This window comes from Micromonospora sp. S4605, assembly GCF_003176715.1.
Lineage (GTDB): Bacteria > Actinomycetota > Actinomycetes > Mycobacteriales > Micromonosporaceae > Micromonospora > Micromonospora echinaurantiaca.
The window spans coordinates 1-10,755 of record NZ_QGSW01000275.1 but is presented as its reverse complement, the minus strand read 5'-3'; the positions used below and the strand labels follow the sequence as shown (position 1 = coordinate 10,755).

13 protein-coding genes and 1 pseudogene are annotated in these 10,755 nt (G+C 73.3%); 7 read left to right on the top strand and 7 right to left on the bottom strand.

Features of this window, described 5'->3' with window-relative positions:
- Nucleotides 1-111 precede the first annotated feature (111 nt).
- From DLJ47_RS24705 to DLJ47_RS24690, 4 genes are all read right to left on the bottom strand, one after another.
- The gene (locus DLJ47_RS24705; RefSeq protein ID WP_088996949.1) at nucleotides 112-486 is read right to left on the bottom strand and encodes a hypothetical protein; all 375 of its coding nucleotides are present in this window, start codon (nucleotides 484-486) and stop codon (nucleotides 112-114) included.
- Nucleotides 487-604: 118 nt separating this feature from the next.
- A complete protein-coding gene (locus tag DLJ47_RS24700; RefSeq protein WP_109903240.1) occupies nucleotides 605-853 on the bottom strand; it encodes a hypothetical protein in 249 nt (82 codons plus the stop codon).
- Nucleotides 854-934: 81 nt separating this feature from the next.
- Nucleotides 935-1,408 carry a large conductance mechanosensitive channel protein MscL gene (gene mscL / locus DLJ47_RS24695; protein ID WP_109903238.1) on the bottom strand — a complete coding sequence of 158 codons (474 nt, stop codon included), beginning with the start codon at nucleotides 1,406-1,408 and terminating at the stop codon, nucleotides 935-937.
- A gap of 39 nt (nucleotides 1,409-1,447) precedes the next feature.
- Nucleotides 1,448-2,131, bottom strand: coding sequence for a FadR/GntR family transcriptional regulator (locus DLJ47_RS24690; protein WP_109903236.1), 684 nt, complete (start codon nucleotides 2,129-2,131; stop codon nucleotides 1,448-1,450).
- Nucleotides 2,132-2,181: 50 nt separating this feature from the next.
- Here DLJ47_RS24690 and DLJ47_RS24685 point away from each other — a divergent pair, with 50 nt between their 5' ends.
- Nucleotides 2,182-3,528 carry an MFS transporter gene (locus DLJ47_RS24685; protein WP_109903234.1) on the top strand — a complete coding sequence of 449 codons (1,347 nt, stop codon included), beginning with the start codon at nucleotides 2,182-2,184 and terminating at the stop codon, nucleotides 3,526-3,528.
- Between the two features lie 10 nt (nucleotides 3,529-3,538).
- Here DLJ47_RS24685 and DLJ47_RS24680 read toward each other — a convergent pair whose 3' ends face one another.
- Nucleotides 3,539-3,895: an STAS domain-containing protein gene (locus DLJ47_RS24680; protein WP_088642031.1), complete on the bottom strand. Its 357-nt coding sequence runs from the start codon at nucleotides 3,893-3,895 to the stop codon at nucleotides 3,539-3,541.
- Nucleotides 3,896-4,057: 162 nt separating this feature from the next.
- Here DLJ47_RS24680 and DLJ47_RS24675 point away from each other — a divergent pair, with 162 nt between their 5' ends.
- From DLJ47_RS24675 to DLJ47_RS24650, 6 genes are read left to right on the top strand one after another with little or no spacing between them, the layout of a single operon-like run.
- Nucleotides 4,058-4,918, top strand: a complete 861-nt coding sequence (locus DLJ47_RS24675; protein ID WP_109903232.1) for an STAS domain-containing protein — start codon at nucleotides 4,058-4,060, stop codon at nucleotides 4,916-4,918.
- Nucleotides 4,918-5,331, top strand: a complete 414-nt coding sequence (locus DLJ47_RS24670) for an STAS domain-containing protein (protein WP_109903230.1) — start codon at nucleotides 4,918-4,920, stop codon at nucleotides 5,329-5,331. The genes DLJ47_RS24675 and DLJ47_RS24670 overlap by 1 nt, the downstream gene beginning before the upstream one ends.
- Complete coding sequence (locus DLJ47_RS24665; RefSeq protein ID WP_109903228.1) at nucleotides 5,328-5,747, top strand: ATP-binding protein; 420 nt, start codon at nucleotides 5,328-5,330, stop codon at nucleotides 5,745-5,747. Before DLJ47_RS24670 ends, DLJ47_RS24665 begins: the two co-directional genes overlap by 4 nt.
- Complete coding sequence (locus DLJ47_RS24660) at nucleotides 5,744-6,760, top strand: ATP-binding SpoIIE family protein phosphatase (RefSeq protein ID WP_109903244.1); 1,017 nt, start codon at nucleotides 5,744-5,746, stop codon at nucleotides 6,758-6,760. Before DLJ47_RS24665 ends, DLJ47_RS24660 begins: the two co-directional genes overlap by 4 nt.
- Before the next feature lie 23 nt (nucleotides 6,761-6,783).
- A complete protein-coding gene (locus DLJ47_RS24655; RefSeq protein WP_109903242.1) occupies nucleotides 6,784-8,112 on the top strand; it encodes an ATP-binding protein in 1,329 nt (442 codons plus the stop codon).
- A gap of 2 nt (nucleotides 8,113-8,114) precedes the next feature.
- Complete coding sequence (locus DLJ47_RS24650; RefSeq protein ID WP_109903226.1) at nucleotides 8,115-9,653, top strand: SpoIIE family protein phosphatase; 1,539 nt, start codon at nucleotides 8,115-8,117, stop codon at nucleotides 9,651-9,653.
- 109 nt (nucleotides 9,654-9,762) lie between these two features.
- On the opposite strand, the gene DLJ47_RS24645 is transcribed toward DLJ47_RS24650, so the two are convergent.
- The gene (locus tag DLJ47_RS24645; RefSeq protein ID WP_109903224.1) at nucleotides 9,763-10,584 is read right to left on the bottom strand and encodes a helix-turn-helix domain-containing protein; all 822 of its coding nucleotides are present in this window, start codon (nucleotides 10,582-10,584) and stop codon (nucleotides 9,763-9,765) included.
- A 69-nt stretch (nucleotides 10,585-10,653) separates the two neighbouring features.
- Nucleotides 10,654-10,755: pseudogene (locus DLJ47_RS24640) on the bottom strand (IS982 family transposase); the annotation flags it as partial.

The following is a 10,755-nucleotide window of genomic DNA, read 5'->3' as shown; positions in this document are numbered from 1 at the left end:
CCCCGGCGCCGGCCGCGCCGGCCACCGAGATCGTCTGACGCTCAGCAGGTGCCAGCACCCCTTCCGGCCCTGCCCAGCCGCAGACGATCTTCCAGGGCTGGTGAGCCGGCGTCACTCCTCCGGGGGTAGGTCGGTGGCGGGGACGGTGAGGCGGACGCGGTCGTCGGCGATCGCGGCGATCTGGTCGGCCAGCACGTAGACCGCGCCGGTGCGGACCAGGTCGGTGGAGACCTTCAGGTAGCCGCTGTGCAGCAGCCGGGCCGCCAGGTCGGCCGGTACGTCCGGCTCCTCGACCGCTGTCGACTCGATCAGCTCGTCCAGGCTGCTGCCCGGGTCGGCGGTCGGCGCCTGCACGGTCACCGCGTTCGGGTCGCCCCGCTGGACCAGGTCCACGGTGCCGACCTCGGTGCCGGCGGCGTCGATCACCCGCATTCCGGTGGTGACCCTGGAGATGGTCGGCTGCTGCCCGGTGCCCTGCTGGTTCATTGTGGCGCGGTTCCCGGGCCGGCGCGCCGCTAAACGCCGCCCCGCTCACGCGCGCCGACGCCACCCCGCTCACGCCCGCCCACGCCGGCCCGGTCACGCCGCGCTGTCGCCGCCCCGGTCAGGCCCCCGTCGACCAGCCGCCGGGCGGCCGGGGGGAGAGTTCCCGCCAGGCGTCCGTCCCGTCGAGCAGCGCCCGGACCGTCTCCTCGGCCTCGTCGGCACTGGCGTACTCGTAGAACTGGGAGATCCCCTCGGCGCCGCCGGCGCGCTGCTCGACGTACCAGCGGTCGGCGTCCACCCGGAGGAAGACGTCCCGCCGGGCCAGTCGCCCCCATTTCCCGTTCCACCAGTGCTTTCGTTGCTCCATGGCGGGACTCTATCGAACACACGTACGAGAATGTGCGGCCCCCACGGGATTCCCATGGGGGCCGATGTGCGGATGCCGGATTCAGCGCGCGGTGGGCGGTTCCGGCCGCCGGCTGAGCACGTCGTCGAGCGCGCCGCGCTGCTGACCGGGCGTCTGGCGGCCGGCGGCGACCAGCGCGTCGCGGATCTCGGTGAGCAGCTTGATCTCCTCGCTCGGCGCCGAGGGCGGCGGCTCCTCGCCCCGCTTGCGCCGCTCGGCCAGCCTGTTCATCGGGTAGACCACCAGGAAGTACAGCGCCGCCGCGGTGAGCAGGAAGGTGATCACCGCGTTGACGAAGGCGATCCAGTCGAAGGGGATGCCCCGGAAGTCCGGCGCGGTCCCGGCCAGGCCCTTGTCGCTGCCGGTGATCAGCAGCACGAAGACCCGGATCAGCGGTTCCAGGAACGACTTGGTGAGCTGGGTGACCACGCCCGTGAACGCGGCGCCGATGACGACACCGACCGCCAGGTCGATGACGTTTCCGCGCATGATGAAGTCTTTGAAGCCCTTGAGCATCCGTACTCCCGAGGTGTCCGGTCTTCCGTCCGGGACAACCTATGCCCCGGGTGAGGGCTCCAGAAAAGCGCCGGCCTCGATGGCCGCCCGGGCCGGGTCGCCGGCCCGGATCGCCTCGACCAACCGGGAGTGGTCGACGTGGCGCTCCGGCTCCAGCGTGTCGCCCATCGACTGGGCGACCGTGCTGCGCAGGGCCGCGCCGACCGAGGCGTACAGCTCGGCGAGCATGCCGTTGTGCGCGGCGGCGACCACCGTGCTGTGCAGCGCGGCGTCGGCCTCCACGAACTCGTCGACCCGGCCGCCGCGCCAGGCCGCCTCGCGGGCGGCGAGCGCGTCGTCGAGCGCGGCCAGGTCCGCGGGCGTACGCCGCAGCGCGGCGAGCCGGGCGGCCTCCACCTCGAAGGCGCGGCGCACCTCGACCACCTCGGCCATCCGGTCGTCGGTGAGCCGGCGGGCCACCACCGGGGCCAGCTCGTCGGTGGACACCACGTACGTCCCGGAGCCCTGCCGGCACTCCAGCACCCCGGCGTGCACCAGGGCACGGACCGCCTCGCGGACGGTGTTGCGCCCCACCCCGAGCGCCGCGACCAGCTGCGGCTCGGTGGGAATCCGGCCGCCCACCGGCCACTCGCCGCCGAGGATCCGCTCCCTGAGCTGCGCGATGGTCTGCCGGACCCGGTGCCCGCGGGGCGGCACGGTGGCGGAATCAACCGGCGGTGGCACTGGTTACAACTCCTGCCCGGAATTCATCCCATGATTGTAGGTTCGGACGCATGACCCCGCCAACCACCGCCGCCGTCGACGCCGGAGCCTCACCGCGTTCCGACCGGGAGACGATCGGCGGGCCGGACGACCTGCCCACCCCGGCCGGCGCGTCGGCGGATGCGACGGCTCCCGCCGGACCGTCCGGCGCCACCCCCGCCTCGGTCGGCCCGGTCGCCGGTGGCCTGCTCGTGCTCGTCGGCATGCTGCTCGTCGCGCTCAACCTGCGGGCCGCCATCACCAGCCTCGGCGCCCTGCTCGACGAGGTGCGCGACGGCCTAGCCCTCTCCGGCGCGCTGGCCGGGCTGGTGACCACCCTGCCCGCGGTGGCCTTCGCCGTCTTCGGGGCGCTCACCCCTCGGCTGGTCCGCCGGCACTCCCCGGCCCGGGTGCTGGTGGTGGCGATGACCATCCTCGCCGCCGGCCAGCTGGTCCGCGTCGGCACGGACTCCGCGCTGGTCTTCATCGCCGGCAGCGCCCTCGCGCTGGCCGGGATCGCGGTGGCGAACGTCCTGCTTCCGCTCCTGGTCAAGCAGTACTTCCCGCACCGCATCGGGCTGGTCACCGGGGCGTACTCGATGACGTTGACGGTGGGTGCGGCGGCGGCCGCCGCGGCGGCGGTGCCGGTGGCGCACGCGTTCGGCACCTGGCGGGCCGGGCTCGCCGTCTGGGCCGGGCTGGCCCTGGCGGCCCTGCTCCCCTGGGTGCCGCTGGCGCTGCGGGCGCGGGCCGCCCGGCGGGCGGCGCCCCCGGCGGCGGTGGCGCCCCGGTCGAGCCGGATCCGGCCGGGACGGACCCGGCTCGGCTGGGCGATGGCTGTCTACTTCGGAACGCAGTCGCTGGGCGCGTACGCGATTATGGGCTGGCTGGCCCAGCTCTTCCGCGACGCCGGCTACCGCCCGCAGGACGCCGGCCTGCTGCTCGCCGGGGTGACGGCGCTGGGCGTGCCGATCGCGCTGCTCATGCCGACCCTGGCCGGCCAGCTGCGCGCGCTGCACCCGCTGGTGCTGACGCTCTCCGCCGCGATGGCTCTCGCCTACGTCGGGATGGCCGTCGCGCCGCACGACGGGGCGCTGCTCTGGGTGGTGCTGCTCGCGATCGGGCAGAGCGCCTTCCCGATGATCCTGGCGACCATCGGGCTGCGCGCCCGGACCACCGAGGGGACGGTGGCGCTCTCCGCGTTCAGCCAGAGCGTCGGCTACCTCGTCGCGGCCCTGGGCCCGCTGCTGGTGGGCATCCTCTACGAGGCGACCGGCGGGTGGACCGCGCCGATCGGGTTCCTGCTGGTCGCGCTCGCGGTGCAGACCGGCGCGGGCATGGTGATCGCCCGTCCCCGACACATCGAGGACGAGGCGTGAGCCGGAACGCTCAGGAGGAGGCCGGGGTCGGGTCGCCGGCGACGGCCTGCTCGACCGTGGGGTAGGTGTGCAGCACCTCGACCAGGCCGCTGACCTCCAGGATGCGCAGCACGCCCCGCTGCGGGGCGGCCAGCCGCACCACGCCACCGGCCTCGTCGCAGCTGTTCTTGGCGCGGACGAAGACCGACAGCCCGGTGGAGTCGCAGAAGGAGACCTCCGCCAGGTCGAACACCAGCCGGCTGCGGCCCTTGTCGAGCAGGTCGGTGATCTGGTCCTGCAGCTGCGGAGCGGTCGCCATGTCCAGCTCGCCCGCGACCGACACGACGACCACGTCGCCGCGCTGTTCCGTGTGCACCGTCAAGGACATACGCCAGACCTCCTGTTATCGGTGGAACGTTATCCCACCGGGCAAGGAGTAGCAGAACGGGAGCCGGTATCCGGTGCCGATGGTCATACCGTTGCCGTGCGGCAAGTAGCTGACGGTGTTGCGGTGATAGAGTCCGCCGGGTCCAGGTCTAGGGGGGTTGCCATGGCGCTGAGCGCCGAGGAGAGCGGTCGACTGGCCGGTCTGCTGACCGAGCACGCCGAGCGGGTCACACAGCGCTGGACCGAGATCATTGCCGGTTCGTTGCGCGGTCGGCTCAGCCAGGCCGAGCTGCGTCGGCAGGTGCAGGAGCTGCACCAGAGCATGGTCACCGTGAGTGGTCACGGGGTCCTCGACCTCGAGGCGGAGCATGCCGCCGAGCTGCGCGCCGTGCTGGCCGAGCTGTCCCGGGGCCGGGCCCGGCAGGGCTTCTCCGCCACCGAGACCGCGATCAGCGTGTTCGCGCTCAAGGACGTGCTGCTGGAACTGATGGAGGCGAACGGCGGCGCGGCGAGCCTGCGCGACTACGTCGCCTTCTCCGGCCTGGTCGACCAGATGGGCCTGTTCACCTTCGAGAGCTTCGTCCGCACCCGGGAGAGCCTCATCGCCGACCAGGCGGAGCAGCTGCTGGAGCTCTCCACCCCGGTGGTGAAGCTCTGGGAGGGCGTGGTCGCCGTGCCGCTGGTCGGCACGCTCGACTCGGCCCGGGCCCAGGTGGTGATGGAGCGGCTGCTGCAGACCCTGGTCGACACCGGCTCGCCGTACGCGATCATCGACATCACCGGCGTCCCGGCGGTGGACACCCAGGTCGCCCAGCACATCCTGAAGACCGTGGTGGCCGCCCGGCTGATGGGGGCCGACTGCATCATCTCCGGCATCCGCCCGCAGATCGCGCAGACCATCGTTGCCCTCGGCATCGAGTTCGGCGACATCGCCACCAAGGCCAGCCTGGCCGACGCGCTGCGGCACGTCCTGCGGCTGACCGGGGTGGAGACCGGTCGCCGGCAGCTCCGCCGGGAGGCGTGATGGAGCGGGTGCCGATCCTCAAGATCGGCGACATCCTGCTGGTCTCCATCCAGGTCGACATGTCCGACCAGACAGCGGTCCAGCTCCAGGAGGACCTGGCCGAGCGGATCGTCGCCACCGGCAGCCACGGCGTGATCATCGACATCACCGCGCTGGACATCGTCGACTCGTTCGTCGGCCGGATGCTCTCCACCATCGCCTCGATCTCCAAGGTGCTGGACGCCGAGACGGTGGTCGTCGGGATGCGGCCGGCGGTGGCCATCACGCTGGTGGAACTCGGCCTGTCGCTGAACGGCATCCGGACGGCGCTCAACGTCGAACGGGGCATGGAACAGATCGCGGCCGCCCGGGCCGACGAGTCCGAGATCGAGTTCGACGACGAACCGGACGTCGAGACGACGGCCTCGGCATGACCACCGGCATCGACCTGGGCCACCCGCAGGCGCAGGCGATCCAGAGCGACGAGGACGTGGTGCGCGTCCGGCAGCTGGTCCGGACGGTGGCGGTGGCCGCCAAGCTCTCCCTGGTCGACCAGACCAAGCTGGTCACCGCGGCCAGCGAACTGGCCCGCAACACCCTGGTCTACGGCGGTGGCGGCTCGGTCGAGGTGAGCGTGGTGGACAACGGCCGCCGGCGGGGTGTCCGGATCCTCTTCGCCGACTCCGGGCCGGGCATCGTCGACCTCGACCTGGCGCTCACCGACGGCTACACCACCGGCGGTGGGCTGGGCCTCGGGCTCAGCGGCGCGCGCCGGCTGGTCGACGAGTTCGACATCCAGACCGCGGCGGGTGCGGGCACCCGGGTGACGGTCACCAAATGGTCCCGATGACCGAGGACGCGGTCCCGGACGGCGGCGTCTGGTTCCGGGTGGAGAGCAGCAGCGCGGCCAGCACCGTACGGCGGGCCGCCGAACGCCTCGCCGGGCAGTTGGGAATGAGCGAGGCCGACACCGCCGACCTGGCCATCGTGGCCGCCGAGCTGACCAGCAACCTGGTCAAGCACGCGGACGAGGGAAACCTGCTGCTCCGCCCGGTGCGTCGCGAAGGCGAGGCCGGCGTGGAGCTGGTCGCCGTCGACTCGGGGCCCGGGATGGCCGACCTGAGCCTCTCCTCCCGCGACGGGCACTCCACCACCGGCACCCTCGGCATCGGGCTCGGGGCGATCGTCCGGCAGGCGACCTGGTTCGACGGCTACTCCCGGCCCGGCCGGGGTACGGTGCTCGCCGTGCAGCTCTGGCCTGGTCAGCCGGTCGCCGAGGGGCCGTGGGTCGGCGGCCTGACCCGACCGCTGACCGGCGAGACGGTCAGCGGCGACGCGTTCGCCGCGCGGGTCGTCGAAGGCCGGCACCAGGTGCTCGTCTGCGACGGCCTGGGGCACGGTCCGCTGGCGTCAGCCGCGTCGGACGCCGCCCTTGGCGCGTTCCGCGCCGCTCCGCCCGGGCCGCCGGCCGCGGTGGTTCAGCACCTGCACGGGGCGATGTCGCACACCCGGGGCGCCGCGCTCGCGGTGGCCGAGCCGGATCCGGCGGCCGGCGTGCTGCGCTACAGCGGGCTCGGCAACATCTCCGCGAGCGTGGTCGGCGGGGACGGCCGGCGTCGAGGCCTGGTCTCGCTGCCCGGCATCGCCGGGCACCAGCGTCCGGTGGTGCGGGAGTACGACTACCCCTTCGATGCCGACGCGTTGCTGGTCATGCACAGCGACGGGGTGACCGACCGCTGGCAGCTCGCCGACTACCCCGGGCTCGCCGAGCGGTCGCCGCTGGTGATGGCCGCGACGCTGCTCCGCGACGCGGGCGTCCGCCGCGACGACGCCTGCGTCCTGGTCGCCCGGGCGTGGTCGTGAGCGTCCCGGCGCCGCTGCTGCAGATGGCGCTGCGGGTGGAGCACGACATCTTCCTGGTGCGCCAGCGCGGCCGGGAGGTGGCCGCCGCGGTCGGGCTGGAGCACCAGGACCAGGTCCGGTTGGCCACCGCGCTCAGCGAGGTGGCGCGGGACCTGCTGCGTACCTCCGGTGGGGCCGACGTGACGTTCCACCTGGCCGACGACGCCGATGTCGGTAGGCGCCAGCTGCGGGTGGACCTCGCCCCGGTGACCCCGCTACCCGACGGCCGGTACGAGCCGGAGTCGGCAGCGGTGGCGCGGCTGGTGGACACGTTGGGCGTGGTCACCGGGAAGGGGGATACGGTCGTGATGATGTCCCGACGTGTCCCGGTCGCCGCCCCGACGCTGACGCCGGAGCGTCTCGCCGAGATCCGTACCGAGCTCGCGCGTAGCGCTCCGGGCAGCGCCGTGGACGAACTCGCCGCGCAGAACCAGCAGCTGATCGCCGCGCTGGACGAGGTACGCAGCCAGCGCGACGAGCTGGCGGTGCTGAACGACGAGCTGCAGGAGACCAACCGCGGTGTGATGGCGCTCTACAACCAGCTCACCGAGGAGCTGGAGGAGACCAACCGCGGCGTGGTGGCGCTCTACGCCGAGCTGGACGAGAAGTCGGCCCAGCTGCGCGCGGCGAGCGAGTCGAAGAGCCGGTTCCTGGCCAACGTCAGCCACGAGCTGCGCGCCCCGGTCACCGCGATCATGGGACTGGGCCGGCTGCTGGCCGACTCCGCGTCCGACCCGCTCACCGCCGAACAGGCCCGCCAGGTCGGGCTGATCCGCTCCTCGGCGGCCGACCTGCTCGCGTTGGTCAACGAGCTGCTCGACCTCGCCAAGGCGGAGTCCGGCCGGATCGAGCCGGACTGGACCGAGGTGGACCTGCGACCCGTCTTCGGCCAGCTGCGCGGCACGCTGCGGGCGCTGGCCACCCGGCCGGACGTCGAGCTGGTGGTGGAGGAGCCGCCGATCCCGGCCACGCTGCGCACCGACGAGGTGCTGCTCGGCCAGGTGCTGCGCAACCTGCTGCACAACGGGCTCAAGTTCACCGAGCGTGGCGAGGTGCGGCTGCGAGCCGGACGGCAGGGCGACCGCTGGCTGCTGTCGATCTCCGACACCGGGCCCGGCATCGCCGAGGAGCTGCACGAGCGGATCTTCGAGGAGTTCTACCAGGTGCCGGGCGCGACCCGGGTCGGCGGCACCGGCCTCGGCCTGCCGTACGCCCGGCGGTTGGTGACGCTGCTCGGCGGCACTCTGGAGCTGGCCAGCGAGCCGGGCGGGGGCAGCACCTTCACCATCACCCTGCCCGTGGGCGGAGCGTGACGGTGGAGGGCGGTCCGGCGACCGTACTGGTGGTCGACGACAGTCGCACCAAGCGGTACCTGCTGGTCAGCTGGCTGAGCCGGGCCGGGTTCACGGTGCTCGAGGCGGAGAACGGCGGCGAGGCGCTGGCCCGGGTCGAGGCCCAGCCGATCGACCTGGTGGTGCTCGACGTACGGCTGCCCGACCTGAGCGGCTACGAGGTCTGCGAGCGGATCAAGGCCGCGCACCCGGCGATGGCGGTGATCCACGTGTCCGCGCACGCGGTGGACGTGCTGGACCGCGCGCAGGGCCTGACCCGGGGCGCGGACTCGTACCTGGCGGAGCCGATCGAGCCGGAGGAACTGGTCGCCACCGCACACGCGGTGCTGCGCTACTACCGGGCCCGGCAGCGGGCCGAGTTCCTGGCCGAGCGGCTGCTCGGGCTGGCCGACACCACCGTGGCGGTGCACTCGGCACAGAACTTCACCCGGCTGCTCGAAGAGGCGGCGGCCGGCGCCGCGCAGATCTTCAAGAGCCCGGCCGCGGTGGTGGCGGAGACCTTCGACGGCGACTGCCTGGCCGGGGTGGCCTCCGGACCGGACGCCGAGGCCGTGATCGTCCCGTGGGTCGTGGACGACGCCGGGGTGCCCACCGGGTCGACGGTCCGGGTGCAGGACCCGGCGGGCTGGGACCTGCTCGGGTGGCCGGCCGGGGACACCGTGACGGTGGCCGCCGCCCGGCTGCGCGACGACCGGCCGCCGCTCTACGTCGTGGTGCCCACCAGCACCCAGACCCACCGCACGCCGGTGCTGGTGCAGCTCGCCCAGTCCGTCGCCGCGGCGGTGGAGGCGCAGCGCTCGTTCGACGAGGAGCACCGGATCGCTGTCACCCTCCAGCGCAGCCTGCTGCCCCAGCGGATCCCCGAGGTCAACGGGCTCGACCTGGCCGTCCGCTACGAGCCGGCGAGCGCGCGGACCGAGGTGGGCGGCGACTTCTACGAGCTGGTCATGCTGGACGGGCACCTGCTGCTGGCGATCGGCGACGTGGCGGGCCACTCGCTGCACGCGGCGACCGTGATGGCCGAGCTGCGGCACGCGGTGCGGGCGTACGCGGTGGAGGGGCACCAGCCGGGCGAGATCCTGCACCGGGTCAACGAGCTGATGCGGACGCTGCTGCCGAACGAGCTGGCCACCATCTGCGTGCTGCTGCTGCACCCGCCCACCGGACGGGTCCGGCTGGCCAGCGCCGGCCACCTGCCGCCGCTGCTCGTCGCCGACGGCAAGGTCGAGTTCGTACAGCACCACGCCCCGCTGCTCGGGGTCCGCGCGCAACGTCCGGCCGACCTGGAGTTCGTGCTGCCGGCCGGGGCGACCCTGGTCTTCTACACCGACGGGCTGATCGAGCGCCGGGACGCCACCATCGACGAGGGCCTGGCCGCGCTGGCCGCCTGCGCCGCCGAGGTCGAGGACGACCTGGACCGGTTCTGCCAGCGGCTGCTGGTCCAGCTGGCCCCGTCGGAGATCCAGGACGACGTCGCCGTGGTGGCGCTGCGCCGCCGCTGACCCGGCCTGGCGCTGCCGGCTCGCGTCGCGCGCGCCTCGTCCGCGGTCCGGTCGGCAATCCGGTCGCGGAGCGTCGGTCGCGGATCGGTGGCGGGCTGTGCCGGGCCGGTCAGCTGACCGAGCGGGCGTAGGCGGCGGGGGAGACGCCGGTGACGGCGGTGAACTCGCGGACCAGGTGAGCCTGGTCGCTGTAGCCGAGGTCGGCGGCGAGGGCCGCCCAGTCGAGCGGCCCGCCGGCCGCCTGCTCGATGGCCTCCTGGAGCCGGTAGCGCCGGATCACCCACTTCGGGCTCACCCCGACGTGGTCCAGGAAGAGTCGTTGCAGCCGCCGGGTGGAGACGTCGTGCCGGGCGGCGAAGTCGTCCACCCGCACCAGGCTCCGGTCGGTGCGGATCTCCTCGACCAGCGAGATCACCTCCTCGGTGACCGGGTCCGGTTCGTGCGCCCAGCCGGTGAGCAGGTCGTCCAGGGCGCGGCAGCGCTCGGCGTCCGTACCCGTGCAGCGGCCGGACCCGGCCGGCCCGCCGGCCGCGGCGGGTGGCCAACGATCGGCGAGGTCGGCGAACGGCCAACGCCGGCCGGTGAGTTCGGCGACCGGCCGGCGCCAGAAGGGATGGAAGCCGCCCGGCCGGAACTGCACGCCGCTGACCCGCCCGGTGCCGCGCAGCGTGATCGAGAAGAGTTCCAACCCGACCCCGGCCACCTCGGCCCGCTCGGGCCCGGCCCCGTCCCGCCGGAAGACCACGTTGACCGCGGGGTGCGGCACGACGTGCTGCACGAACGGTTCGGTCAGCTCCCAGTCGATCAACCAGTAGTGCTCGACCAACGGGCGGAGCGCGACGGCGGGCAGGTGCCGGCGGAAGCGGACCTGCCGCAGCAGCCGGGCCGGGTCCAGGATGCCCCGGCTGTCCCGTCGCGGCTGCTGTCGCATTTCTTCAAGACCGCCCTCATACGCTGGTCCTATGGCTACCCAGACTAGACGAGTAGTTCCGAATCCCGGTCAGTGGTCGTAGGCGATCAGTGACCGGGTGACGGGTGCGCCGGTCTTGTTGTTGTGCCAGATGGCGGCAGCCATGGCCAGGAGACGCTGGGCCACCCGCAC